Source organism: Brevibacterium antiquum, from assembly GCF_016107655.1.
Classification (GTDB): Bacteria; Actinomycetota; Actinomycetes; order Actinomycetales; family Brevibacteriaceae; genus Brevibacterium; species Brevibacterium antiquum.
The window spans coordinates 360,825-387,215 of the sequence record NZ_JABASX010000002.1; the positions used below are offsets into that span (position 1 = coordinate 360,825).

Here is a 26,391-nt window from a genome sequence, read left to right on the forward strand (position 1 = left end):
TAGGCTGCCTGCGAGATGGACTTAAATTCTACGAATAGTAGAATAAGGGGCAGTTGTCGTCATCACTGACGCCTTCGACCATGCCCTGAATTCGACCATGCTCTGAATCGGAACTGTCGGGCCAGGGCATCTGTGACCTCAAATGAGAATCTAAGGAGCATCATGCCCCGCACCACCATCGGACTTGGTATCGTCCTCATCGTTGTCGGCGTCATCGCCTACGTCGCAACTTCATTCGCCAGCTGGACGGCTCTGATCCCGGCCATTCTGGGCGCCATCATCCTGATCTGCGGACTCATCGCACTGAAGAATCAGAAGCTCGGAGTCCACATTGCTCTGGTTGTTGCCATCTTGGGCATCTTCGGCACCGGCATGAACGTCATGCAGGTCGGCGCGCTGATCGCCGGTGAGGCCGAGCGGCCTGCGGCTGTGATCACGAGCATCATCACCTTCGTGCTGCTCATCATCTACGTCATTATGGGAGTGCGCTCCTTCATTGCGGCCCGTCGATGGAAGAATTCGGCGCAGGCGGAGGCTGCGCAGCAGTAGCCTGCCGACGCCGCGTGGAGGGGCTGCGGATCGCTGATCGAGCAAGCGCAGCTCCTCCCTGCCGAGGCCGCAAATGTGGCGAAGCGCACTCGGGCCGAATTTGAGCTTGAGTGAATTCGGTGTGTATAGTTGATCGAGTTGCAGGGCGAGAGTCCAGACGACATGCGCCACTAGCTCAACGGATAGAGCATCTGACTACGGATCAGAAGGTTGGGGGTTCGAATCCCTCGTGGCGCACAGTAGAGGAGCCCCTCACCAGCAGAAATGTTGGTGAGGGGCTTTTTCGATGTAACGCACTTGCCCTGAAGAAGGGGTTAACGGCAAAGATCACATAGTCACAGCGGAGTCGGATCCGCAAGGACGCTCGGCGCTAGGATTGAACCGTGCCCACAATCATTGCCGATGACGGTGTTCGACTCGAGTACACACATACCGGAGATCCCGCCGGTCGCCCGGTGGTGCTGTTGGCCGGGTTCAAGGCGTCGGCGGCCAGCTGGCGCTACCAGGTCGAACCGGTGGCACAGGATGGATACGCGGTCTTCTCCGTCGATCTGCGCGGTCACGGCAACGCCGATCACCCCAAGTCAGGCGTGACAATGGAGCGGCGCGGTCAGGACGTGGCGCAGGTTCTCGAGGCTCTGGAGCTCACAGATGTTCTGCTCGTGGGCGGATCTATGGGCGGCAATACAATCTGGTCCTATCTCACCCAGTTCGGCGCCGATCGCATCGCCGGAATCGTCATCGTCGACCAGACACCGAAGATGCTCAACACCGCCGACTGGCCCCACGGCTACTACGGCTACGACGAATCCAACATCGACACCTACTTCGCCGAAGGAATCCCTGCCACCGGACACGGCACGCCCATCTGGAAGCGGGGCAGGCGCCTGCTGCGTCTGCTCAAGGCCATGAAGGGTGTGGATCATCACCTCAGCCGCGGCGAACTCGCACTTCTGAACGAGCACGCGAAGGCCGATTGGCGTCCGGTGATCGAAGGCACCGACGTGCCCGTGCTCTTCGTCGCCGGAGCCGAGAGTGAGCACTGGCCAGCATCGCACGCAGCCGCCTCTGCGGGTCTGGCTCCGATCGGCTCATCGACGGTCATCCCCAATGATGGGCATGCGGCCAACATCGAGCAGCCCGAGGCTTTCAACCAGATCCTGCTCGAGTTCGCCGCGTCCTTCTGACAGGACCTGCGAGCACCGCTTCACGCTGCTCCGGCGACAGATGCTTCACCGCTTCGCGCATCGTCACGCCTGAAGCTCGATGCGCACGCGGCAGCATCCAGTCGAAGACCATATCGGGACGTGTGCGGGCGGTATCGCGCAGCACCCAGCCGATGGCCTTGCGAATGAAGAACTCGCGCTCCTCCAGCATCGCATCGGCGAACCGTGAAAATCGGGCGAAGTCTCCGCGGCCCTCACGCAGTGGTCTGAGGTGGGCCAGCAGCGCAGAGCGCCGAATCCAGAAGTCGTCGTCGCCCGCCCAGCGCTCGAGGATGGGATCGAACTCCGCATCCTGTTCGGACAGCGGGCCGATGGCATCCCCGGCGAGTGGATCGACGAGTGCCCAGGTATGTGCCTGACGCAGCAGCCGTTCGAAGAGGTCAGTATCTTCGGCGCCGAGGTGGTCCTGCTTTTGGATGAGCACCATCGTTGCCGCGCTGCGGAGCTCGTAGACAGGGGTCCCGCTGGCGGCTCGGTTCATGCCGTCTGCATCGCCGGGGTAGCCCCATAGCGCCTCGACAAGAGCAAGCACATCGTCATGCTTCAACTCGGTCGTGCGCAGCACCTCGCGGACCGCTCCCCGAGTACCGGGCACGCCGACGCCGTAGTGGACGAGCTCGCTCTTGAGGTACGCCCGTTCCTTCGTGGCACGTATGGAGCTGCCACGGTCCCGAAGTTCACGGTCGAGCACCTCGGCGAGGGAACGCACACTGGACGCAGCTGATGTCATGGCACGATCATCCCACTGCGCGCCGAAAGCGGTGCAACGGTTGGTAAGTTCTGCTTGATCCGGGCGCCGGGATCGAGACGAACTTACCAACTGTTGCACCGTCGGCGCCGAAAAGTGAGGGGCCGTAGGTGGGCCGCGCCGTGGGGGAGTCCGCTGCAGCACAAGTAGGTCCGCGACGACACAGGAGCCCGCGACAACACAGAAGCCCCCGCGCACAGTGGCATCACTGTGCGCGGGGGCTTCGAGAATGACCCAGCTAGCCAGCCGGTCAGTCAGCCACTCGGCAAGCCGGCAAGCTGGCCACCCAGCCACTCAGCCATCCAGCCAGCCGACCAGTCGGCCGGTCAGGTGGATCCTGCTCAGTCCGTGCCGGCGTCGAAGGCGGCGGACAGGCCGGCGCGGTCGCTGGCAGCGTCGACATCGTTGGTGGAGTTTGCGATCTCCTCGGCGCCACCGGCCTCAAGGGAGCCGACGAGCTCCGATGTCGGGCCCGAGACGATGCCCATGGCCGCGTACTGCTCGAGGCGGGCACGCGAATCGGCGATGTCGAGGTTGCGCATGGTCAGCTGGCCGATGCGGTCCTCGGGACCGAAGGCGGCGTCGCCCACGCGCTCCATCGACAGCTTCTCCGGGTGGTAGCTGAGGTTCGGACCGGTGGTGTTGACGATCGTGTAGTCGTCACCGCGGCGCAGGCGCAGGGTGACTTCGCCGGTGATCGCCGAGGCGACCCAACGCTGCATGGACTCGCGCAGCATGAGGGACTGCGGGTCCAACCAGCGACCCTCGTACATGCGGCGACCCAGGCGGCGACCCTCTTCGTGGTAGAGCGCGATGGTGTCTTCGTTGTGGATGGCGTTGAGCAGGCGCTCGTAGGTGATGTGGAACAGCGCCATGCCGGGAGCCTCGTAGATGCCGCGCGACTTGGCCTCGATGATGCGGTTCTCGATCTGGTCGGAGACGCCGAGTCCGTGACGGCCGCCGATCTCGTTGGCCTTGAAGACCAGGGCAACGGGATCGTCGAACTTCTCGCCATTGATCGATACTGGGCGACCAGCCTCGAAGCCGACCGTGACCTCTTCGGTCGCGACCTCGACGTCATCGCGCCAGGCGGCGACACCCATGATCGGCTCGACGATGTCGAGTCCGGCATCGAGGAATTCAAGCGTCTTGGCCTCGTGGGTCGCACCCCAGATGTTGGCGTCGGTGGAGTACGCCTTCTCTGCGGAGTCACGGTAGGGGTAGCCGTGCTCGACGAGCCATTCGCTCATCTCCTGGCGTCCGCCGAGCTCCTCGACGAAGTCCGAGTCGAGCCACGGCTTGTAGATGCGCAGCTTCGGGTTGGCCATGAGGCCGTAGCGGTAGAAGCGCTCGATGTCGTTGCCCTTGTAGGTCGAGCCGTCGCCCCAGATGTCGACGCCGTCTTCCTTCATGGCGCGCACGAGCAAGGTGCCGGTGACCGCGCGGCCCAGGGGAGTGGTGTTGAAGTAAGTCTTGCCGCCGGAGCGGACGTTGAAGGCACCGCACTGCAGGGCGACGAAGCCCTCTTCGACGAGCAGGCGCTTGGCATCGACGAAACGGGCGATCTCTGCGCCGTATTCCTTCGCACGCTCCGTCACAGAGTCGAGGTCGGGCTCGTCGTACTGGCCGATATCGGCCGTGTAGGTGCAGGGAACGGCTCCCTTGTGGCGCATCCATGCGACCGCGCAGGACGTATCCAGTCCGCCGGAGAAGGCGATTCCAACGTGCTCACCGATTGGGAGTGAAGACAATACTTTCGACATGCGAACCAGCTTAGCGGCCCGGCCAACTCCTGTCGAATTGTTATGCATAGACATGTATTTTTATGTGAATATTGTCGAGGTGGCCCCTGCTGCGCGGGATCGAGCGGACCACTTAGCTTCGCAGGGCCACCCTATAGAAGGGCCGTTCGAAGCTAAGCGCCCCGCTCGAAGCTAAGTGGTCCGCTCGGCGCTTGGCGATCCCGAGGCGGGGCTCAGTGATTCGAGTGGTGGGAGCGGATCGCCTCGGCGACGGCGATCGCATCACCTTCGGGAGCATCGGACTGTCGATCGGGGCGGGCGATGAAGAGGTAGATGAAACCGGCCGCCAGCACCACGACGAGGCCGATGAGCACGATCCAGTCGGAGAAGAACGACCCCGAATCGCCGGGCAGTGAGAGCAGGACCATGGCGAAGATGCCGTATGCCAACGCCGCGGCGTTGATGAGGAAGCCCCAGCCGCGCAGCGACCATGGGCCAGCCGGCTTCCAGCCCTTGACTCGCTGCCGCAGCGCGCCGAGGACGACCATCTGGAATGCCAGATAGATGCCGAGGATCGCGAACGAGGTGACCGCGACGAGGATTCCGTCATTGAACCAGATGAGCACACAGATGAGGGCTGGGGCGATGCAGGCGACGATGAGAGCGTTGCGCGGAATCTTCGTGCCGTCGGTGACCTTGGACAGCCACCGGTGGCCCGGCATCATGCCGTCGCGAGCGAAGCTGAAGATCAGGCGCGAGGCCGCAGCTTGGAGGCTGAGGACACACGAGATGAAGGCGGTGATCGCGACGAGGAGGAAGATCTTCGCACCGACCGCGCCGAGGCTGCCCTCGAGGATCGTGGGAATGGGATCTTCGACCTGTCCGGCCACGATCTCATCGAGGTTCGGGGCCGCCAGCACGTAGCCGGCGAAGGAGAATAGGGCCGAGGCCGCGCCGACGAGGATGGTCATGAGCATGGCCTTGGGAATGCCACGAGCCGGATTGGACACCTCTTCGGCAACGTCACCACAGGCCTCGAAGCCGTAGAAGAGGAAGAGTCCGGCGACTGCGGCACCCATGAATGCGGCGGTGTAGCTGCCATCACCGGCGGTGCCCATGGAGTCGAAGAACACGCCGAAGCTGTGCTTGCGTTCGAAGATGAGCAGGAACAGGCCGAGGCCGATGACGCCGATGAGTTCGGCGAACAGACCGATCCTGGCAATCCGGGCCAACCACTTGGTGCCGCTGAAGTTGATGGCCAGGGCGAGGACTAACAGGGCCAACGCCAGGAGGAGGGTGGTGTTCCGATTCAGTTCGAAGCCGAACAGGCTCGACACGAATCCGGCACCGAACTCCGACACCGAGGTGATGGTGACGATGAGGGCGCAGATGTAGACCCACGCGGCCATCCAGGCATACCGCTTGCCCCACAGCCTGCGGGCCCACGGGTAGATCCCACCGGCGATGGGGAACTGGGAGACAACTTCACCGAAGACCAGGGCTACCAGCATTTGGCCGCACGCGACGATGATGATCCACCACATCGACGGCGGTCCGCCGGTGGAGAGGGCCACAGCCATGAGGGAGTACACGCCGACGAGCGGCGACAGATACGTGAAGCCGAGAGCGAAGTTCGCCCAGGGACTCATCGACCTTTCGAAGGAGTCCTCGTAGCCGAGGACGGAGAGATGATCGGCGTCCGAGAGGTGTGATTTCGGGGATGGTTCAGTCATGGGATTGCGCCTTTGCACGAATCGACGGTGATTCAACGGTGCTCATCGTATCTCAGAATGTGGATAGGTCGGAGAATGTGGATACGGTGGACTGCTCGGCCATGCGGGCGAGGCCGATTTCATCCACGTGGCGGAGGTGCCGGGTTCTGCGACAACGTAGGTTGGATCATGAGAACGGCGCAAGACTGAAGCGTCAGTGCAGGACTGAGGAACTGGTGCAGGACCGAGGAGGAACCGTGAGCACGAGAACGGATGACAACGACAACGCCATCGTGGGTACAGAGCCCGCAGCCACCTCGTCGGGAGAAGAGGTGGACGACAAGGGACGACCTCTGGCGATCGTGCCGCCCACAGTGCCGTGGCTCGAGTTCGCCGTCTTCGTCGCCGTCGCGGTGATCCTCGCCTGGCTCGTGTGCCTGCCGCTGTGGTTGAGCGGCGAAGGGTTAGGCAATCCACTGCTTGTGCAGGTGTCGGGGATGGCCATGATGTTCACCCCGCTGATCGCTGTGGTCGTGGCGATGTTCCTTCAGCGCCGTCACACCGGTGAGCCTCGGGCCAGCATTGTCAGGTACCTCGGCATCTGGCCTTTGCGTCCCTTCGGCCGGGTTCTCGGGATGGCCGCGCTCGCCTTCTTCGGGATATTCGTGCTCGTCGCCGTGGCCTACCTTCTGGGCGCAGCCTTCGGATGGATGCAGGTTGATCTGCTTGGACTCTCAGGGTTCAAGACGCAGTTGGCGCAGCTGCCCGGGCTGGACGAAGTCCCGGTGGCCCTGGCAGTGATCGGCTATCTGGTGATCATGGCTCTGGGATCGCTGCTCAACGTGATCGTTGCCTTCGGTGAGGAGGTCGGCTGGAGGGGCTGGCTGTTGACGAGCCTGCGTCCACTCGGAACCGGGCCGGCGCTCATCATCGTCGGAGTGATCTGGGGTCTGTGGCACGCACCGCTGATCCTGCTCGGATACAACTTCGCTCGCCCCGACATCACCGGGCTGGCTTTCATGGTCGGCGGATGCATCATGCTGGGAATCCTGTTCGGCTGGCTGCGACTGCGCACCGGTTCGGTCTGGCCAGCCGTCGCCGCACATGCTGCACTCAACGGTTCGGCAGGAATGCTTCTCGGTCTGTTCATCGACGGCTCCGCCTCGGCGCCGGACATGGCCTTGGTCTCGTTCTTGGGAGTGTCCGGTTGGATCGTCTCCGCGATCGTCATCGCTGTTCTCTTCGCCACCGGCCAGTTCCGCAAGCAGCCCGAACTGGGTCTCAAGCGGCCGAAGGCACCTGCGCCCGTTGCGCCTCCCGCACCAGCTGTGCCGCCCGCACCAGCTGTGCCTCCCGCGTCCGATGCGCAGTCGATGGCGCCCGGGGAGCAAACACCTCCAGTGACATCTCCAGTGGCGCCTCATGACGACGCGCTTTGAGGCCGAGGTCGAGCATCCGTTAGGCTCAAAACCCCATACTTCAAGGAGAATTCCATGGCACTAGGATCATCGTTGCTGCAGACAGCAGGACGCGTACTCACCGCACCGATCTTCATCACCGGCGGATACTCGGCACTGACCAACCCGGGCGGCCGGGTCCAGGCTGCTGGATCGACGCTCGATGCGATCCGCGAATACGTGCCGATCCTGTCCGAGGACGATGAGTTCCTGGTCCGTGCCAACGGAGGACTCCAGCTCCTGGCTGGAACTGCTCTGGCGTTGGGTATCAAGCCCCGGGCCTCCGCGCTCGCCCTCGCTGGGTCCCTCGTGCCGACCACACTGGCCGGCCATGCCTTCTGGGAGATGGACGGTGCCGACGCTGCCGCTCACAAGACCCACTTCTCGAAGAATGTCGCCGCATTGGGCGGCCTCCTCCTCATCGCCGGTGCCGGGGCCAGCAAGAAGGCAGCCAAGAAAGCTGCGAAGAAGGCCTCGAAGCAGAACTGAGCCAGAGCCGACGCTGAACGTGGGCAAGCTCGAAGCTTCGGCGGCGTCGCCGCACCCACACCACCTCGGCCCCACGTCACAGCCGCCACCACATCGCAGCCATCACCAGTGTTTGTTAGCTTAGGCTAAGCTCAGTCATGGGAGTATGACTGGACGAAGAGGCGGACAAGCATGGTGAACTGGCAGCGCGGAGTGATGCGGCTGATGCGCATCACCAACCACGAGGTTGCGGTGACGCAGGTCGAAGACTTCACCGACTACTACCGTCGAATCCACTTCACAGGGCCAGAGCTCCTGACCGAGCTCAGCGAGGTGTTTCCCACGCTCTGGACTCGTCTCTGGTTCCCTCATCCGGAGAAGGGTGAGGGCCAAGTCAGTCAACGCGGTTACACGTTCGTCGATGTCGACCTGGCTACCGGCGCGTTCAGTCTCGACTTCGTCATCCACGGCAAGGAGGCGAATCCTGACGGCGCTGGTCCCGCCAGCCGATGGGCGGCGAGAGCGACGCCGGGAACGACTATCGAAGCCGCGCTGACCCCGACGCGCATCGACCTGCCCGCCGTCACGAATCACATCCTCCTCGTAGGAGATCTCACCGCGCTCCCGGCAGTGAACTCCTGGCTCGAGGCGATCCCCGCCGAGGTGGCGGTGACGGTGGCCATCGAGGACGACCGTGCCCCGGAGGCCGCCACAAGCCTCCCTCGGGCCAGCCACCCGAACGCGCGGTGGAAGTGGATTCTTCGCGACGGTGCCTACGGTCACGCTCTGGCTGACCATGTGCGCTCTCTCGGCCTCGCCACTGACGGTCTCTATGTGTGGGCTGCCGGTGAACGCGGACTCATCAAACAGATCCGCACTGTGGTCAAACAGGATCTGGGGTTGAAGAAGGACCACTACTTCTCTCAGTTCTACTGGTTTGAAGGAAAACCCACCGGCTGAAGGCCTATGCTCGAGATATGGCGAAGGCACTTCTCATCGTGGACATCCAGAACGACTTCACCGAGGGCGGGGCGCTCGGCGTGGACGGTGGCGACCGTGTGGCCGAAGAGGTGACACGCTTTGTGGACACCCACGCCGATGACTACGACGCCGTCATCGCCTCCCGCGACTGGCATGACGCCGACAGCGACAACGGCGGCCACTTCAGCCAGAACCCTGACTTCATCGATTCCTGGCCCGTGCACTGCGTCGCGGACACCGAGGGCGCCGAATACGATCCTCTGCTGACCACCGACGCCATCACCCACCACGTGCGCAAAGGGCAGGGCACCCCCGACTACTCTGCCTTCCAGGGGATGACTGATGCGGGGGAGCACCTCGGCGATCTGCTGGCAGAGCTCACCATCACCGAGGTGGACGTCGTCGGCATCGCCACCGACCATTGCGTATGCGCCACCGTCCTCGACGCTCTGAAGAACGGGTTGTCCGTCCGCGTTCTGCAGGATCTCATCGCCGGTGTCGGCAAGGACTCTTCCACTTTGGCGCTGGCTGAGATGGACGCTGCGGGCGCCACGATCGCCTGATACTCGCGAGACTCCATCGAAAGTTGCAGGTTTAGTCTGAACTCCTAGGCGATGTTTTCAGCTCAGAATATTGATGAGCTTAAGACATGAACACACCACTCACGAAAAGCGCGCACACACTCGTGTCGAAGCGCGGTTCGTGGTTCGTCCTCGGCGGGGTCGTCATCCTCGTCACCCTCCTCTTCGGACTCCTGTCCGGCGCAGGCGAGGACCGGGCCAACGAATCAGCTCCGGCCGACTCCGAATCCACCCAGGCCGCACAGCTCCTGCAGAAGTTCCCCGACGCCGACAAGCAGTCGGTCATGGTCGTTGCCTCCCACGCCGACGGTTCGGTCCTCAGCGACAGCGACCAGTCCGAACTGGGGAAGCTGAGCAGCTCGCTCGGCGACTACATCGACTCCGCCCAGAACGCCGATTCGAACACCAACTCCTCGTCCGGTGATGCTGCATCCCAGGCGAGCGGACCGATCATGAGCGACGACGGCAAGGCCGCGCTCCTCATGGTCCCCATCGAGGTCGGCCTGACCAACTCCGACACCGCCGATACCGTCGACGGACTCCGCGACTTCATCGCCGACGACTCTCGGGCCGGTGACCTCACGGACTCCGGAATGTCTCTTCTGGTCACCGGTGGTCCGGCGATCGGTGCCGACATCGCTTCAGCATTCGGCGGCGCGGACTTCACACTCCTCATCGTCACCATCGTCATCGTTGCACTCCTGCTCATCATCACCTACCGCTCGCCGATCCTCTGGCTGCTCCCGCTGATCGTCATCGGCACCGCCGACGGACTCGCATCCACCGTGACCGCAGCAGTCGGTGACGCACTCGATCTGCAGTTCGACTCGGGAATCATCAGCGTCCTCGTCTTCGGCGCCGGTGCCAACTATGCGCTCCTGTTCATCTCCCGCTACCGGGAGGAGCTGGGCCGCGAAAGCGACCACCGTCTGGCACTCGGTTCCGCCTGGACCCACACCGCATCGACGATCCTCGCCTCGAACCTGACCGTGGTCCTGTCACTGCTCAGCCTCGTCTTCGCCGTCATCCCGGGAACCCGTGGTTTGGGTATCACCGCCGCAATCGGACTCATCATCGCCGCAGCCGCCGTGCTCTTCGCACTGCCCCCGGTCCTCGCGATCTGCGGCAAAGGCGTCTTCTGGCCCTTCGTCCCCAAGGTGCAGGACGCCACCGACGCCAAGCCCGTTGCCGACACGAAGCCTTCCATCTGGAGGACCATCGCGACTCGCGTGGTGAAGAAGCCGGGCATCCACCTCGGCGCCGGAATCATCATTCTCGGTGTTATGGCCACTGGCCTCATCGGCACCTCGGTGGGACTGGATCAGTCTGAGAAATTCCGCGTGCAGTCCGAATCGGCCCAGGGCCTCGACGTCCTGTCCGAGCACTTCCCTCCCGGCGAATCGCAGCCGATCTGGGTCGTGACCGACTCGGCCCACGCCGATCAGGTAGCGGACTCCGTGGCCGACATCGACGGCGTCGTGCGTGCCAACGTCACCGACGAAACGAGCACCGGCGCAGACTCGATCTCGAAGGTCATGGTCACCGGCGAATACGAACCCGACAGCCCTGCGGGCCTCGACCTGATCACTGACATCCGGTCAGATGTCGACGCGATCGACGGTGCGAACGCATACGTCGGCGGCGCGGCGGCAACCGAACTCGATGCCCGCGACGGCAACGCTCAGGATTTCCTGACCATTGCACCGCTGATCCTGGCCATCAGCTTCATCATTCTGCTCGGCATCCTCCGTGCACCGCTCGTGGCGGGAACCCTGCTCGTGGTCAATGTGGCGTCCTCGGCCGCGGCGATCGGCCTCGGCGCTTTCCTCAGCCGGACGGTGTTCGGTCAGGGAGCACTCGATGCTCAGGTGCCGATCCTCGCGTTCCTGTTCCTCGTGGCGCTGGGCATCGACTACTCGATCTTCCTGTCCCACCGGGCGAAGAAGGAATCGGTCGTCCACGGTGCCCGCCAGGGCATGATCGAAGCCGTCAGCCACACCGGCGGCGTGATCACCAGCGCCGGCATCGTCCTGGCCGGAGTGTTCGCAGCCCTGGGCATGCTGCCCCTGATGGTCCTGGGCCAGCTGGGACTCATCGTCGGAGTCGGCGTCCTCGTCGACACCGTTCTCGTGCGCACGGTCATCGTTCCAGCCATCTTCGGCCTGGCCGGCAACCGGATGTGGTGGCCCAACAAGGCGATCACGAACTCGGAGTACAAGTACGCCGATGCTGACGCCGCCGCAGCCGGTGACGAGGAGACTCGAAACCCCCAGCCAGCAGGCTCAGACCAGTCCTCGTCGGCCGGTGGCATGGAGTCCGACGGCGCGTCGGCGGAGGGGACCCATCTCCTCGCCGAATCCGACCGGTACGAGGCCAGTGCCTCGGGAGGTCACGGCAGGCACTGACCATCGGTGCTGACCGCGGGCACGGACACAAAGCTGCTGACCGCGGGCACTGACTCAAGGTGCCGAGAGCTGACACAGGCGGCTGACGCGGTCAGCTCACACGGGCGGGGCCCGGCCATCGAGACAACTCGGTGGCCGGGCCCCGTCGCCGCAAGCGTCGACCGCCGAAAAACGCACGCACTCGCCGCAGATGTGATTGAGTTGGCAGGAATGACGACCGCAGGAATGACGACAAGCACGAAGAACGACTTGCAGGAAGGTGAAACCGTGGACACACGCGGGTGGACAGAGAGAACCATGGAGATCGGCCAGCACGCAATGGCCCTGGCTCTCACCGTGATCTCGTGCATCCGTGCCATCGACACCGGAGCGGCGCCCCTGGCCGCGATCGCCGTGAGCATCGTGTTCCTCGCCTGGTACGCCCTCGGTGCCGTCCGGGCCGCTCGCAGCGGCGCGATCGTCCTGGCCAAATGGTGGCTGCTGGTCCTCGCCGGTGCGTGGCTGTGCACCTTGCTGGTCTCCGCCGAGTTCATCTGGATCGCCTTCGTCCTCTGGCTGCTCGCCGGTCACCTGTTCTCGTTGCGCATCGCCGTCGTCTTCACCGCGCTGACCTACATCGCGACGGTCGTGGCACCCCTGGCCCACTATGGTGCGGTCGGCACCGCGAGCATCATCGGATCGCTCATCGGCGCGGTCTTCGCGCTCGGCCTCTCCCGTGGCTACATCGAACTCCTGCGAGAAGGGCGCAGGCGCGAAGAGCTGCTGCAGTCCTTGGAGCTGGCTCACCAGAATCTGCTGGACCTGCAGGACGAACTGGCCCTGACCCAGCGCCATGCCGGTGAGATCCAGGAACGCACCCGCGTCTCCCGCGACATCCACGACACGATCGCGCAGGAGATCTCCTCGATCCGTCTCATCGCCCACGCCGAGGTGGACAGGACCACCGATGAGCACGCGCAGCAGGTTCTGCGCCAAGTCGAGGACCTCGCCGCGCAGAGTTCGCGCGACGTGCGCCGGATCATCGCCGCCCTCGCCCCGGCCGAGCTCGAGGACGGGGCGCTGACCGCGGCCATCCGACGACTGCTCACCCGCATGGAGGAGGACACCTCCATCCGCGGTCGCGTCGAGGTCGACGAGACCGTGCCCTCTCTGCCCGCCGAGGTGGAGGTTGCGCTGCTGCGGACCGCGCAGTCCGCGCTCGCCAACGTCAGACAGCACTCTCAAGCCTCGAGGGTCGTGGTCAGCCTCATGGACCTCGACGGATCGATCCGCATGGACATCGTCGACGACGGTGTCGGCATGGCCGACCCGGAGGCGCGGAAGCGCGAATCGGAATCCGGTTTCGGACTCGACTTCATCGGCTCACGGATGCGCGAGCTGGGAGGCGAACTCGTCATCGAGACGACGCCCGGTTCGGGTTTCGCAATCTCGGCCACGCTGCCCAACAATCCGACCCTGATCTCACGATCGACGACCACGCCGAGCGGCAACGATGGTGGGGGCATCGGCAAGGACCACCTCGGCGAGGTTGACGATGGCATTGAACAAGGAACGCAAGGAGACAGCGCATGAGCATTCGAGTGATTCTCGTCGACGACCATCCCGTGGTGCGGGCCGGCCTGCGGTCCGTCATCGACGCCCCCGACCATATCGCTGTCGTCGGTGAGGCCGGCAGCGGCGAGGAAGCACTGGAAGCAGTCGCTGAGCTCGCGCCCGACGTGGTGATGTGCGATCTGCGACTGGGCGAGGGCATCGACGGCATCGAGGTGACGAAGCGGCTCAACGCCTTGCCGCAGAAGCCTGCGGTCCTCATCCTCACGACCTTCGACAACGATTCGGAGATCGTCGCCGCACTCAACGCCGGAGCGTCCGGGTATCTGCTCAAGGACATCAACCCCGAGGACATTTCGACTGCGATCGAGAAGGCCTCACGCGGGGAGACCTATCTGCCGCCCGAGATCTCGTCGAAGGTCGTCGCCGCGATGCGAAATCCGGGCCCGAAGCTGACCCGACGGGAACGCGATGTGGTGAAGCTGCTGGCCACCGGTGCCTCGAACGCACAGATCGCACAGGAGCTCTTCGTCACCGAGGCGACCGTGAAGAGCCATCTGGTCAACGTGTTCACGAAGCTGGGCGTGGACTCTCGTTCCCGCGCCATCCGTGTCGCCGAGGACCAGGGGCTGGTGTAGCAGCCGCCGGCGCGGAATCGGACTCCAGGAGGCTGGGCCCAAAAATTGTCCTGAAGTTCATCGATCTTCACCGGCGGACTGTCGATTCGCATGAGGCACCGAGGCCAGAATAGTGAGAATGGGCGAATCGACGACAGACGTGCGGCAGGGACGCAGGCATCCCGGCACGATCAGGGAAGTGTTCTGGGCATTCCTGCGCCTCGGCGTGACCTCGTTCGGCGGGCCAGTCGCACACCTGGGATTCTTCCGGGAGACCTTCGTTGAGCGGCGGAAATGGCTCTCCGACGGCACCTACGCGGACCTTGTGGCGCTCTGTCAGTTCCTTCCCGGTCCCGCCTCGAGCCAGGTGGGCATGGCGATCGGACTGCAGCGAGCAGGCATCGGCGGTCTGCTCGCTGCCTGGTTCGCCTTCACCATGCCCTCGGCCATTGTGCTGGTCGCCTTCGCCTTCGGCATCACCTCACTGGGTGATGACGCGAACATGGGATGGCTGTACGGGCTGAAGGCGGCCGCGGTCGCCGTAGTGGCTCAAGCGGTGCTGGGAATGGCGAAGAACCTCACCCCAGATGCCAAACGCGCCACCATCGCCGGCACCGCAATGATCATCATCCTGCTGGTCCCGAACCCCTTCGTTCAGGTTGCGGCAATCGTGGTGGGCGCCGTCATCGGACTCGTCTGGCTGCGTCGAGAAGCCGCTGCGGTCACCGGCAGTCAGAGTCCGGATGCGGGTGCGCGGCCCGCTGGAGACGAAGCGCGAGGCGATTTCGGGGCGCGACACGACGCCGGCGTGCGCATCTCCCGCAGGGTCGGTGCCGTCGCTCTGACTGCCTTCGTAGTGCTGCTTGTGGCACTGCCGATCCTGACTGCAGTGACCGGAGACTCGAATCTGCGCTTGGTCGACGTCTTCTACCGCGCCGGTGCTCTCGTCTTCGGCGGCGGTCACGTCGTGCTGCCTCTGCTCGAGACAGAAACAGTCGTGACGGGTCTGGTGGGACACGATTCATTTCTCGCCGGATACGGCGCTGCCCAGGCGGTGCCGGGTCCGCTGTTCACATTCGCAGCGTTCCTCGGGGCCTCTACGACGGCGGGGCCGACGGGACTGATCGGTGCCGGCATCGCCTTGGTGGCGATCTTCCTGCCGGCAGCGCTCCTGGTCATCGCTGCTCTGCCTTTCTGGGAGCGCCTGCGTCGTGCACCCTCTGTGCGGCGGGCACTGCTGGGAGTCAACGCGGCCGTGGTGGGCATCCTGGCGGCCGCTCTCTATGACCCGGTGTTCACCCAGGGCGTCACCTCGCCTGCCACTCTGGCGCTGGCGGTCGCCGTCTTCATCGCCCAGGTGAAGTGGCAGCTGCCGGCATGGGCCGCCGTCATCGCCGCAGGCCTGATCGGGTTCGCGTTCCTCTGACAGACAGCGATGGTGTTGACATCCCATTCGGATTCGCCGAAACACACATGGAGCGTCGCCACCCCTGTGTGTGCACCGGGGTCTCGACACGACGGCGGTGTGTCGAAGCTCGGAAGCCTGATGCAGACACGAATAATCAAGAACGTGCCGATTGCGTCAGACTGTAAGTTGAATAACTGATAAGTAACCGTTTGCGATGTCGCACCTGGTAGCAGGCCTGTCGTTTCACGCGTCGACGCTTGAAAAGTGGCCTGGAGCCCGGGCTCAACTGTGATGGTTCTTCTCCTCCGGGTAGGCTCTTCCATGCAGATCGGCAGTCCATGCCGGTCGAGACTGGTGGAGGCGAGCGATGGCAGATGGGGACAAGACACTGCCCGGTTCCCTCGACGAACCTGGCGTACGCCGCTTCGGAGCACTTTCGGGAAACACCAAAGGCATCAGTCCGCAGACGGAGCAGACCGGCGACAGCGCCTCCTCGACCGAACCTCCGTCAGAGCCGCCAGCCGAGCCGCCGCTGCCGCGCGCCGGCGAACTCACCTCAGCGAGCGAAGACGCCATCGTCGATCCTTCCGAGGCGATCCTCGAACGCATCGATCTCGACTCCTGGAAGTGGCCGAAGTACTTCGCCTTCGCTCTGACGCGCATGGAGGAGATCTTCCCAACTGGAGGCATTCCGCGCGGGATCGGCCCTGTCCGCGAGCTTGTGACCGAAGAGAACGATTTCCGTCCCCTGCCCATCGACCGCGAGAAGTGGTCCGGCGCTGACGAGAGTTGGTCGACCGTCGGCGACGTTCTGGCCAACACATTCACCGACGCCTGGATGGTCTCCCGCGACGGGATCGCGCTGGAAGAGGAATACGCCTGGCCGATGAAGCCTGCGCGCCAGCACATGCTGTTCTCGATCAGCAAGTCCATCGTCTCCGCGGTCGTCGGCGCACTCACCGACGCGGGCCTCCTCTCCCCAAGCGACCTGGTCACCACCCGCGTGCCCGCACTGTCCGAGAGCGGATATGCCGGGGCGACCATCCGCGACCTCCTCGACATGCGATCGGGCGTCAAGTTCTCCGAGGAATACCTCAAGGAAGGATCCGAGATCCGGGACCTGTTCGAGGCGGTCGACTTCGCGCCGCGGACAGCCACCTCGGCGAACGGAATCAAGGACTTCCTCAAGGGCCTGACCAGCGACCGCGAGCACGGCGGTGCCTACGTCTATCGCAGCTGCGAGACCGACGTCCTAGCCTGGATCTGCGAAGCCGTCGTCGGGCAGCCCTTCTCCGTCATCGCCAGCGAATACGTATGGTCGAAGATCGGTGCGGCCCACGCGGCCCAGGTCTGCCAGGACCGGTGGGGCGGGTCCATCGCCGACGGCGCCATCAGCACCACCCTGCGCGACCTGACCAGGTTCGGTGAGATGATCGCCCGCGGCGGAACCACGGCCGAGGGAGAACGTGTCCTCTCAAGCCAGTGGATCGACGACATCTTCACCGGAGCGGCTGATTCCGCCCAGGTCTTCGCCGACTCCCCGTCGGGCCAGTCCTACCCGGGCGGAATGTACCGCAGCCAGTTCTGGGTGCCCTCGGCCAGCCGCGACGTGGTCATCGGCATCGGCATCCACGGCCAGATGCTCTACATCGACCGCGCCACCCAGACCGTGGGCGTCAAGCTCTCCAGCGACCCCCAGCCAGTGAGCCTGGCCCACCAGCATGGCACCCTGGCCATGTTCGAGGCCATCGCCGAGGCGGTTCCCCCGAAGGCTGGATCCGCGACTGTATCGCCGGTGGCGTCCGCAGTCGAACCCTCGAGTAATCTCGGCAGTGCGGCTCCCGAAGCCCCAGCTCGGAGCGCTTCAGCGCCAGCACCGGGCACTGCCGTGGCAGGTGCGCCCGCACCAGATGTCCCAACTCCGCAGGCTGCAGCTGCGCACGCCGCGGTTCCCCGCGCTGCAGCAGGCACCCTGATTCCGAACGTGGCCGCACCCGCCGCTGCCGCTAGCATCGCACCACAGCAGTACGTGCCTCAGCCCGGCATCGTCTGACTCGCGTTCAAACGCCGCTGCCCGCCCGCGTATGACGAAAACGGATGCATCCCACTGCTTCTGGCTGTAGCGTGACGAATTGGAACGATTTCGATCCCAGGAGGTAGCGCACCATGACTGATTTCTTCGATCGCGAAGGCGACGGAAAGTACGATAAGGCCTACAAGGAGACCACCCCGGACATCCTCAAGGCCTTCGGCGATTTCAACAATGCCGTCTTCGCTGAGGACGGGCGTGAGATTCCGCTGAAGTACCGCGAGCTCATCGCCTATGCCGTCGGACTGACCACCCAGTGCGCCTACTGCATCGATGCGCACTCGAACGCGGCGGTCAAGGCCGGTGCCTCGGAGACCGAGCTGGCAGAGACAGCATGGACTGCCTCGGCGATTCGGGCCGGCGGCGCATTCGCCCACGGCCGCCTCGGCTTCAAGCTCACCGGAGCCCACGACCACTGAGTCCGACCGCTGCTCTGTTCCATTGCTGGTCTGAGCGGTCTGATTGCCTAGACTGAAGAGCAATCATGACTGAAGACTCCCGAACACCACTGCGCGGAACACCCCGTTCGCAGCCGCACCGAATTCTCGTGCTGGCTCTGAGCGGGGTGTCTGCCATTGACCTCGGCGTCCCCGTCCAGGTATTCGGCCGCGGCTCCAACGCGGTCAGCCCCACCGCATCGGTCCACCCCAGCGGCATCCTCCCGGGCGGAACTTGGCCGTATTCGGTCGAAGTCTGTGGGGCCGCTCCCGGTCCGGTCGCTGGGGCAGACGGTTTGACTTACAGCGTCGACATCGGCCTCGACGCGCTGGAATCGGCAGACACCATCGTCATCCCCGGCGCCACCTCGGTCGTCGACGATGAGCCATCGGCGGCCGTTGTCGGCGCTCTGCTCTCCGCGTTCGAACGCGGCGCTCGGATCGCCGCAATCTCGACCGGGACCTTCGTCCTCGCACGCACCGGTCTGCTCGCAGGCCGGCGTGCCACGACCCACTGGTCCACGGCGAAGGAGCTGGCCCGACGCTATCCCTCGATCGAGGTCGACGAGAACGTCCTGTTCATCGATGAAGGACCGTTGCTGACCTCGGCAGGAGCAGCCTCGGCGATCGATCTCTGTCTCCACCTCATCCGCCGCGACCACGGTGTGGGGCTGTCCAACCAGGTCGCCCGCCGGTTGGTTGCGGCCGCTTACCGCAGTGCCGGGCAGGCCCAATATGTGCCGCGCAGCGTGCCCGATCCGCTCGGCGAGGTCTTCGCCGACACCAGGCAATGGGCCCTGCAGCACCTCGGCGAATCACTGACGCTCACTGACCTCGCGGCAAATGCGGGAGTCTCCGTACGCACCTTCTCGCGGCGCTTCGTCGACGATACCGGATACACCCCGATGCAGTGGGTGCTCAGAGCCCGCGTCGATCTGGCCAGGGAACTCCTGGAGAACAGCGACTTGGGGATCGAACAGATCGCTGACCAGGTGGGGCTCGGCACCGGAGCGAATCTGCGCATGCACTTCCAGCGCATCCTCTCGACCTCTCCCAATGAATATCGGCACACGTTCTCCGGGTGATTCTGGGGAAGGTTCGGCCGGAGGTCTCGCCTGTGCGGCGGTGGTGGCCCATACGCGTAGATGCCTCATGCGCGCAGAGGTCTCACACGGTGGTGGGGAGAACGCCGCCTTCGACACGAAGCGCGGCGCCATTGGTTGCCGACGACTTCGCGCTGGCCAGATAGGTCACCAGATTCGCTATCTCCTCGGGTTCGATGAAGCGTTGGATGAGCGAGGACTCACGTACGAGTGTGGACTTCAACGCCTGAGGAGAGAGCGACTGTGCGGAAGCGATCTGTTCGACCGTGTCTGCTACGCCGGTGGAATAGGTCGGACCGCCCAGTACGGTGTTGACCGTGACACCGGTGCCCCGGGTGAGTTTCGCGAGGCCGTTGCTGAGCGCGAGCGCAGCAGCCTTGGTCGCCCCGTAGTGGATCATGTCACCAGGCACATCCACGGCGGACTCGGTGCCGACGAAGATGATTCGGCCCCACCCCTGCTTCAGCATCGGCTTGAGGAGATGACGTGAGAGCCGGACCCCACTCATCACATTGATCTCGAATAGCCGGGACCACTCCGCGTCCGAGATCTCCTCAAATGGAGACACCTCGAAGTGTCCCACATTGTTGACCAGCACATCCACGGGTTCGAGTGCGTCGAGGAGTGCATTGACTTGCCCTGAGTCAGCCAAATCAGCGGCCATCCCCGAGATATCGCAGCCGGGCACCAGGGAGCGAAGACTCTCAAGGGCTTCGGACACGCGGTGCCCATCGCGACCGTTGATCACTATGGTGGCGCCCTCTGCGGCCAGGCTTGCGGCCACCGCGAATCCGATGCCCTGGGTGGAGCCGCTGACGAATGCCCTTTTGCCTGAGATCTCTGTGTCCACGGTGCATCTGTCCTTTCGTGCCGCCGTGCACGGCAGCAATTACTTTCCTGAGTAAGTGAATCGTAGATGTTTTAACTTTCCCAGACAAGTGAAATGTTAGACTGGCGCTCATGATCGATGACCAATCCGCTGATGCATTCAACCCCGATGAACTTGAAGCATGGGCGGCAGTGGCGACGCTTCTTGAGTGGCTTCCTGCGGCGCTCGACGCGCAGATGCAGGGTGATTCGGGGATCAGTCACTTCGAGTTCGGGATCCTCTTCGCCCTCTCGGAGGCTGAGGGGCGATCGCTTCGAATGAGTGAGCTTGCCGGTTACGCCAACAGCACCCTGTCCCGTCTGTCGCGCGCAGTTGCACGACTGGAGCGGAAGCTGTGGGTCCGCAGGGCTCCGGATCCGAGCGACGGTCGCATCACGATCGCGACGCTGACCGACGCTGGACAGAAGGCTGTGCATGCGGCGGCGCCCGGGCATGTTGCTCTTGTGCGCAGACTCGTCTTCGATTCGTTGACTCGCACTCAGGCTCGCCAGCTGCGCGACACCAGTCGACGAATCACCGCCGCCATTCGTGCTGACAGCGAATGGCATTCCGGTGAATCGACCTGTGGCGGGCGTGACTGATCGGCGTCTGTACGGGTCGAATCTATGCTGGCCAGATACTTTCGGTATCTGGCAATACGTCTGGCTATAACCTTGCGTAGAATGTCTCTCTGGCCACTGTTGTTGTCTGCGCGAACACGAGAGCATAGAGATGTACCCACCAGCAGAACCCCTCCCAAGGAGTGACATTGACTCGCATCGCCATCAACGGTTTCGGTCGTATCGGACGCAGCACACTGCGCGCTCTGATTGAACGCGGCAGTGGCCTGGAGGTCGTCGCCATCAATGACCTCGGCCCCGTCGAAGACCTGGCCAGGCTGCTCAAGTTCGACACCACGCTGGGCCGCTTCGCCTTCCCCGTCGAGGTCTCCGGCGATGAGATCATCATCGACGGAAAGCCGATCAAGGTCCTCGCCGAGAAGAACCCCGAGAACCTGCCCTGGTCTGAGATGAACGTCGACGTGGTCCTCGAATCCACTGGACGCTTCACCAAGGCCGACAAGGCGCGGGCGCACATCACCGCCGGCGCGACGAAGGTCCTCGTCAGTGCCCCGTCCAAGGGAGCAGACGTCACGCTGGCCTACGGCGTGAACACCGAGGCCTACAAGCCCGAACACACGATCATCTCTAACGCCTCATGCACGACGAACGCCCTGGCGCCACTGGCCAAGGTCCTCGACGACCTGGCCGGTATCGAACAGGGCTTCATGACCACCGTCCACGCCTATACCGGCGACCAGATGGTCCAGGACGGACCGCACAAGGATCCCCGTCGTGCCCGGGCCGCCGCGGAGAACATCATCCCGACGTCGACCGGGGCCGCCAAGGCCATCGGCCTCGTGCTTCCGCAACTCGATGGCAAGCTCAGCGGCGACGCCTTGCGCGTGCCCGTGCCGGTCGGGTCGATTGTCGAGATCAACGCCATCGTGTCCCGTGACGTCACCCGCGACGAGGTGCTCGAGGCCTACCGCACGGCTGCCGACGGGGAACTCAAGGGAATCCTCGAGTACGAGACCGAACCGATCGTCTCCAGTGACATCGTCGGGCAGGCCGCATCCTCGATCTTCGACTCCGCCCTGACCCGTGTTGAGGGCAAGATGGTCAAGGTCACCGCCTGGTACGACAACGAATGGGGCTTCTCGAACCGCGTCGTCGACAATCTGGAGCTCATCGCCGAAGGCTGAGAGTCCAGCGAGGCAAGCTGGCCCTCCAGCTGACCTTCGAACAAGACAGAAGCTGCCCCGACCGTGCGATGTGCACGATCGGGGCAGCTTCTGACTGCTCGGGTGGTCTCAGACGTCGTCTTCGGCGGGTGTTCCGCCCTCGTCTTCCCAACGCTCGATGGCGCGAACCTTGGCGCGGTTGAACTTCAGACGCACTCCGTAGCCGCCCTGGGAGTCATCGAGGACGAACCTGGCACCGAACTCTTCGAGGGCCTCGAGTACCCGATGCTCCTGCTGTTCGGTGAGGTCGTCGCGTCCCTTCTCGAAGTCCTTGAGTTCGGATTTCTTCACATCGGCTTTGGACGCCACGTCCTTGGCAGAGACTCGAACCAGGGCACGGGCTGCGCGAGCCAGCGGCCCGTCGAAGATCTGTTCATTGTTCATGGTCCATACCCTGCCAGAAGAACCTGGAACCTGCCAGAAGACCTCACGTCAGGTGGTCGGTCGGCTACCCTGGCTGCACAGACACCTGTGCGTTCTTCCGATGCTGTGCGGCCAGCCGAACGGGAGCATCGGGTACACCGAATCCGAGGTAGTCGCCTCGGCGCTCGATCATCTCGAAGAAGACGGAGCCGATCGTCGAGGTGTAGAAGTGCAGGAACTCACCGTGCTCGTCCCGATCGTAGAGGACATGATGGGCCTGCAGCCGCTGCAGGAACTCCGGGTCGAGGTCGAAGCGGGAATCGAGGTCCTCGTAGTAGTTCTGGGGTACAGGAAGGAAGTCCAATCCGCGTGAGAGCGCGGTCGCAGCGGCATGGAAGATGTCCTGACAGGCCACGGCCACGTGCTCCGGGTAGGACTCGGCCACTGAGCCGATCCCACGGCCCGCGACGGCTTCGGCATTCGGCTGCGGCGAGACGTTGAGCGGCATCCGAACCGATCCGTCGGTGCTCGACATGACCTGCGACCTGACCAGCCCTGAAGGGCTCGGCACGTCCTGTGAGGACTGGGCGTGCAGTGCCAGCAGCGAGGTGTAGAACAGGACTGCCTCGTCGTAGTGGTTCGACGGTTGGGCCAGGTTCACATGGTCGATGTGCGAGGTCTGCTCGTCGTGATCATGTCCGAATTCCTTGATCCACGCCGGTGTCGTCTCGTTGAATTGGTGGAAGAAGACCTCGGAGCCGTCGGGGGCGAACACGCCGCGCAGCACCTCGTCGTTGTGCGCCTGATCGCGGGGAACTTCGTCCGCATGCAGCAGCGCGGCGCGTTCCATGGCCGACTTCGAGTCGGCGACTTCGAATCCGATTCCGCGCAGGAATGTACCGTTCACCGGCGCCGAGGTGGTGCCCGCTTCCTCGGTCACCTCGCTGACGATGATGCGGGCCTTCCCCCGCAGCCACAGCTGCACGTGGGGTTTGCTGCGGTGATAGCCGATGAACTGGAACCCGAGTTGGTGCATCTGGCGAGTCAGGGCGCCGAGATCATCGGTGCTCAGCTCGACATAGTTGATTCCGCGCGGTTCCTCCACCTCTGGCAGAGGCTGCAGATCAAGGCCCGAGCCCGGAGCCGCAGACTCAGCAGCGGCCGCAGATGCATCGGCAATGCTGGCCTCGAGCCAGCGCAGCGAGCGCAGGCCGTCGACGGCGGTCCGGTTGGTATCGCCCTGCCGGAACGAGTCGTTGAAGACTTCAAGCGATACCGGCCCGGCGTAGCCTGTGGCGGCGATCCTGGTCAGGAAGCCGCTGAGATCCCAGGCGCCCTCACCGGGGAAGACACGGTGGTGGCGAGACCAGCTGAGGACGTCCATGGTCAGTGCGGGCGCGTCGGCCAGTTGGAGGAAGAAGATCTTGTCTCCGGGAATCTCCGCAATGCGACTGAGATCCGTGCTGCGCGAGAGGATGTGGAAGCTGTCGAGGCAGGTCCCGATCCGAGGGTGGTCGGCGGCCTTGACGAGGTCCCAGGCATGGTCGTATTCGGAGACGAACCGACCCCAGGCCAAAGCTTCGTAGGCGATATTCACGCGATGGTGGTCAGCCAGATCGCCGAGGCGACGCAGCTGTTCCACGACCACGCCGTCATCGGCGATGGTGGCAGTCCCGACGTTCGAGCACAGCAGCATGGTGTCGATCCCGAGCCGGGCCATGAGCTGGAATTTCGTCTCCGCCCGCTTCAGGTTCTTCTGAAACTGCGCCTCGTCGACGCCTTCGAGATCCCGGAAGGGCTGGTACAGATCGAGGCTGATGCCAAGATCGGCAGCCAACTTCGCGATGGCCTCGGGGGAGTCGGGGGAGACGACGAGGTCCTGTTCGAAGATCTCGACTCCGTCGAAGCCGGCCCGCGCTGCGGCCCGAAGCTTCTCTTCCAGAGTTCCTGACAGGCAGACTGTTGCTATCGACGTTCGCATGGACGTCCTTCCTTGCTTCTCATCACCGGCAGTTCTTCATCACCGGCACGCTTCTCAGTGTGAGCGTGCAGCGTGGACTGTGTCGATCTCTTCGAGGCTCAGCCCCTTGGTCTCCTTCGCCGTCATCGCGGCCAGTGCCGTGAAGACGCAGACACCGGCGGTGAACCCGGCGACGGAGATCCAATTCTCTCCCGAGGCGCCGGCGACGGCTGAGGCCAGTACTGGGGCGAGTCCGCCGGAGACGGCGAAGCCGATCTGCGTGCCCAGAGCCAGCCCGGTGACGCGAACGGTGGTGGGGAACATCTCCGCGTAGAACGAAGGCCAGATCGAGTTGGCCATCGAGTAGGCGCAGCCGGACATGATCGAACCGCAGATGAAGATGAGGGTCCAGTTTCCGCTTGAGACCGCAGCCAGGTAGGGGAACATCATCAGCCCGGCCCCCAGCGCTCCGATGATGAAGACGGGTTTGCGGCCGATGCGGTCAGAGAGGATCGCTGCGGCCGGGATTGCGAGCAGAGCCACCCCGTTGGCAATGACCGAGACCAGCAGCATGGTCGACCGTTCGAGGCCGACGATCGAGGTGGCGAATGACAGCGACCAGACGGTGAAGACCATGTTCACGGTGTTGACCATGGCGCAGGCCGCCACCCGCAGAACCGCGGCTTTGTGCCAACGGAAGACCGCCATCAGCGGAGGGTGCTCATTGCGAGCTTCCTTGAAGGCAGGCGGCTCGTCCAGGCCGCGGCGAATCAGCCAGGCGGTCAGCACCACGAGTGCCGAGAGCCAGAAGGGTACGCGCCAGCCCCAGCTGAACAGCGCCTCCTCGGGGAGGAAGGCGGTGAAGGGGATGAAGACCGCGGTCGCCAGCAGGGTGCCTGCCTGGGTGCCGTGCAGCGTCCAACTCGTCGTCCAGGCGCGCTTGGTCTCCTCCGAGTGCTCGAGGGAGACGCTGATCGCGCTCGCCTGCTCGCCGGCAGCGGAGAGCCCCTGGATCACTCGGCACAGCACCAGCAGTGCCGGCGCGAGATATCCGACCTGGTCGAAGGTGGGCAGGCAGCCGACGACGAAGGTCGAGAACCCCATGAGGAACAAGGTGAGCATGAGGACGAACTTCCGACCGAACCGGTCTCCCAGGGGCCCCATGACGAGGGCACCCAGCGGGCGAACGACATATGCGACGCCGACGGTGCCCATCGCCAGAAGGATGGCCATGCCCGGAGCGGTCGTGTCTGGGAAGAACAGGACGTTGAGGACCAGAGCTGCGGCGGTTCCGTAGACCGCGAAATCGTAGTACTCGAGAGCCGAGCCCGTCCAGCTCGACAGTGCCGCCCTCAGCGGGGTCTTGGCGGGACGAGCGTCATCGGTCGCGTTGATCATGCTTCCTCGCATCTCTCTATTGCCATAATGTGGAAGTCGTTGTTACAGTGTGGTTTACAGTGTGATCGAGATGACATAGTCTGTCAACGTTCGGTTCACGTCAATGAGCCACGTTCAGTTCACCCAGTCGAACCACTCAGTCGAACCACTCAGTCGAGCCGAGGAGGCGAAGAATGCCGGCAAAGGGATCCAACTCCGTGACCAAGGCCTTCGATATGCTCGAACTCCTCGGTGACCATGCAGAGGGCATCAGCGCAGCCAGGGCCGCAGAGCTCACCGGCCATCCCTTCAGCACCGCCTACAGGCTGCTCGGCGGTCTCGTCGAGACCGGATACGCGGACTACGAGCCCTCCACCAAGGCCTACACCCTGGGGTTGGAGGTCTTCCGCCTCGGACAGAAGGTCGCTCATCGTCGCGGCTTCGCCGGATCGTCCAAAGACCTGCTGCAGGCGCTGACGGCGTCCACGGGGGAGTCGAGCATCCTCTCCGTGCGCCGCGGCAATGCCGCACTCACGGTGATCACCGTCGACGGCCCTCAGTACCGGACCACGACGGACCCAGGCGACGATTCTCCGCTGCACACCTCGGCGTTGGGGCAGGCGCTCCTCGCCCACGACCCGAAGCGCGATGACACGATCAGTGCGCTCGAACTGGAGCCGCGGACTCCGAACTCCATCACCGATCCCGCACAGCTGCGAACCAAGCTCGAACAGATCCGCACCACCGGCTGGGCGGGGCAGTCCGAGGAGAACGACATCGGCATGAATGCCCTGGCCGTACCCGTCTTCGACCTCGACGGTCGCCTGCTGGCGGCCCTTGCACTGGCCGCACCGGTGTTTCGCCGAACCTTGGACGAGCTCATCGAATTCGTCCCCCAACTGACCGAGACGGCGACCGCGATCGCCGCCAGATTGCCCAGGTGAC

General features: G+C 64.0%; 23 protein-coding genes and 1 tRNA gene. 17 read left to right on the forward strand and 7 right to left on the reverse strand.

Annotated features, from left to right (window positions below):
* Nucleotides 1–162: 162 nt before the first annotated feature.
* The 3 genes from JFC13_RS04855 to JFC13_RS04865 all read left to right on the forward strand — a co-directional run bounded on the left by JFC13_RS04855 (nt 163) and on the right by JFC13_RS04865 (nt 1,736).
* Nucleotides 163–549 carry a hypothetical protein gene (locus JFC13_RS04855; RefSeq protein WP_198395968.1) on the forward strand — a complete coding sequence of 129 codons (387 nt, stop codon included), beginning with the start codon at nt 163–165 and terminating at the stop codon, nt 547–549.
* 164 nt (nt 550–713) lie between these two features.
* Nucleotides 714–786 (forward strand) — tRNA-Arg (locus JFC13_RS04860).
* Nucleotides 787–932: 146 nt separating this feature from the next.
* Complete coding sequence (locus tag JFC13_RS04865) at nt 933–1,736, forward strand: alpha/beta fold hydrolase (protein WP_198395969.1); 804 nt, start codon at nt 933–935, stop codon at nt 1,734–1,736.
* Here the strand turns inward: JFC13_RS04865 and JFC13_RS04870 are convergent.
* The 3 genes from JFC13_RS04870 to JFC13_RS04880 all read right to left on the reverse strand — a co-directional run bounded on the left by JFC13_RS04870 (nt 1,699) and on the right by JFC13_RS04880 (nt 5,998).
* Nucleotides 1,699–2,505 (reverse strand): DNA alkylation repair protein, encoded by an 807-nt coding sequence (locus JFC13_RS04870; RefSeq protein WP_198395970.1) that lies wholly within the window; start codon nt 2,503–2,505, stop codon nt 1,699–1,701. The genes JFC13_RS04865 and JFC13_RS04870 overlap by 38 nt on opposite strands.
* Before the next feature lie 359 nt (nt 2,506–2,864).
* Complete coding sequence (gene argG / locus JFC13_RS04875) at nt 2,865–4,286, reverse strand: argininosuccinate synthase (RefSeq protein ID WP_198395971.1); 1,422 nt, start codon at nt 4,284–4,286, stop codon at nt 2,865–2,867.
* A gap of 212 nt (nt 4,287–4,498) precedes the next feature.
* Nucleotides 4,499–5,998, reverse strand: coding sequence for an APC family permease (locus JFC13_RS04880; RefSeq protein ID WP_198395972.1), 1,500 nt, complete (start codon nt 5,996–5,998; stop codon nt 4,499–4,501).
* Between the two features lie 236 nt (nt 5,999–6,234).
* Here JFC13_RS04880 and JFC13_RS04885 point away from each other — a divergent pair, with 236 nt between their 5' ends.
* The 11 genes from JFC13_RS04885 to JFC13_RS04935 all read left to right on the forward strand — a co-directional run bounded on the left by JFC13_RS04885 (nt 6,235) and on the right by JFC13_RS04935 (nt 19,056).
* Entirely contained in the window at nt 6,235–7,416 is a 1,182-nt protein-coding gene (locus JFC13_RS04885; protein ID WP_332839331.1) for a CPBP family intramembrane glutamic endopeptidase, read from the forward strand.
* A 54-nt stretch (nt 7,417–7,470) separates the two neighbouring features.
* The gene (locus tag JFC13_RS04890) at nt 7,471–7,923 is read left to right on the forward strand and encodes a DoxX family protein (protein WP_198395973.1); all 453 of its coding nucleotides are present in this window, start codon (nt 7,471–7,473) and stop codon (nt 7,921–7,923) included.
* A 171-nt stretch (nt 7,924–8,094) separates the two neighbouring features.
* On the forward strand, nt 8,095–8,862 hold the full coding sequence (locus JFC13_RS04895; RefSeq protein WP_198395974.1) for a siderophore-interacting protein: 768 nt from the start codon (nt 8,095–8,097) through the stop codon (nt 8,860–8,862).
* Nucleotides 8,863–8,879: 17 nt separating this feature from the next.
* Nucleotides 8,880–9,446, forward strand: a complete 567-nt coding sequence (locus tag JFC13_RS04900) for an isochorismatase family protein (RefSeq protein ID WP_198395975.1) — start codon at nt 8,880–8,882, stop codon at nt 9,444–9,446.
* Nucleotides 9,447–9,532: 86 nt separating this feature from the next.
* The gene (locus tag JFC13_RS04905; protein ID WP_198395976.1) at nt 9,533–11,869 is read left to right on the forward strand and encodes an MMPL family transporter; all 2,337 of its coding nucleotides are present in this window, start codon (nt 9,533–9,535) and stop codon (nt 11,867–11,869) included.
* Between the two features lie 210 nt (nt 11,870–12,079).
* Nucleotides 12,080–13,441: a sensor histidine kinase gene (locus tag JFC13_RS04910; protein WP_232488194.1), complete on the forward strand. Its 1,362-nt coding sequence runs from the start codon at nt 12,080–12,082 to the stop codon at nt 13,439–13,441.
* On the forward strand, nt 13,438–14,058 hold the full coding sequence (locus JFC13_RS04915) for a response regulator (protein ID WP_198395977.1): 621 nt from the start codon (nt 13,438–13,440) through the stop codon (nt 14,056–14,058). Before JFC13_RS04910 ends, JFC13_RS04915 begins: the two co-directional genes overlap by 4 nt.
* Nucleotides 14,059–14,176: 118 nt before the next feature.
* Nucleotides 14,177–15,463 carry a chromate efflux transporter gene (chrA, locus tag JFC13_RS04920; protein WP_198395978.1) on the forward strand — a complete coding sequence of 429 codons (1,287 nt, stop codon included), beginning with the start codon at nt 14,177–14,179 and terminating at the stop codon, nt 15,461–15,463.
* 349 nt (nt 15,464–15,812) lie between these two features.
* Nucleotides 15,813–17,498 (forward strand): serine hydrolase domain-containing protein, encoded by a 1,686-nt coding sequence (locus tag JFC13_RS04925; protein ID WP_198395979.1) that lies wholly within the window; start codon nt 15,813–15,815, stop codon nt 17,496–17,498.
* A gap of 113 nt (nt 17,499–17,611) precedes the next feature.
* Nucleotides 17,612–17,953 carry a carboxymuconolactone decarboxylase family protein gene (locus tag JFC13_RS04930; protein WP_092105978.1) on the forward strand — a complete coding sequence of 114 codons (342 nt, stop codon included), beginning with the start codon at nt 17,612–17,614 and terminating at the stop codon, nt 17,951–17,953.
* 65 nt (nt 17,954–18,018) lie between these two features.
* On the forward strand, nt 18,019–19,056 hold the full coding sequence (locus JFC13_RS04935) for a GlxA family transcriptional regulator (protein ID WP_198395980.1): 1,038 nt from the start codon (nt 18,019–18,021) through the stop codon (nt 19,054–19,056).
* 82 nt (nt 19,057–19,138) lie between these two features.
* On the opposite strand, the gene JFC13_RS04940 is transcribed toward JFC13_RS04935, so the two are convergent.
* Nucleotides 19,139–19,924: an SDR family NAD(P)-dependent oxidoreductase gene (locus JFC13_RS04940; RefSeq protein ID WP_198395981.1), complete on the reverse strand. Its 786-nt coding sequence runs from the start codon at nt 19,922–19,924 to the stop codon at nt 19,139–19,141.
* A gap of 110 nt (nt 19,925–20,034) precedes the next feature.
* Between JFC13_RS04940 and JFC13_RS04945 the strand changes: the two genes are divergently transcribed.
* Both JFC13_RS04945 and gap read left to right on the forward strand, forming a co-directional pair.
* Entirely contained in the window at nt 20,035–20,544 is a 510-nt protein-coding gene (locus JFC13_RS04945; RefSeq protein ID WP_198395982.1) for a MarR family winged helix-turn-helix transcriptional regulator, read from the forward strand.
* Nucleotides 20,545–20,711: 167 nt separating this feature from the next.
* Nucleotides 20,712–21,707: a type I glyceraldehyde-3-phosphate dehydrogenase gene (gene gap / locus JFC13_RS04950; protein WP_198395983.1), complete on the forward strand. Its 996-nt coding sequence runs from the start codon at nt 20,712–20,714 to the stop codon at nt 21,705–21,707.
* Nucleotides 21,708–21,815: 108 nt separating this feature from the next.
* Here the strand turns inward: gap and JFC13_RS04955 are convergent, their stop codons facing one another.
* The 3 genes from JFC13_RS04955 to JFC13_RS04965 form a co-directional block, all read right to left on the reverse strand.
* Nucleotides 21,816–22,130: an XRE family transcriptional regulator gene (locus JFC13_RS04955; RefSeq protein ID WP_198395984.1), complete on the reverse strand. Its 315-nt coding sequence runs from the start codon at nt 22,128–22,130 to the stop codon at nt 21,816–21,818.
* A 64-nt stretch (nt 22,131–22,194) separates the two neighbouring features.
* On the reverse strand, nt 22,195–24,090 hold the full coding sequence (locus JFC13_RS04960; RefSeq protein WP_198395985.1) for a bifunctional sugar phosphate isomerase/epimerase/4-hydroxyphenylpyruvate dioxygenase family protein: 1,896 nt from the start codon (nt 24,088–24,090) through the stop codon (nt 22,195–22,197).
* Between the two features lie 54 nt (nt 24,091–24,144).
* The gene (locus tag JFC13_RS04965) at nt 24,145–25,467 is read right to left on the reverse strand and encodes an MFS transporter (RefSeq protein WP_198395986.1); all 1,323 of its coding nucleotides are present in this window, start codon (nt 25,465–25,467) and stop codon (nt 24,145–24,147) included.
* A 173-nt stretch (nt 25,468–25,640) separates the two neighbouring features.
* Between JFC13_RS04965 and JFC13_RS04970 the strand changes: the two genes are divergently transcribed.
* Nucleotides 25,641–26,390, forward strand: a complete 750-nt coding sequence (locus JFC13_RS04970; protein ID WP_198395987.1) for an IclR family transcriptional regulator — start codon at nt 25,641–25,643, stop codon at nt 26,388–26,390.
* Nucleotide 26,391 lies beyond the last annotated feature (1 nt).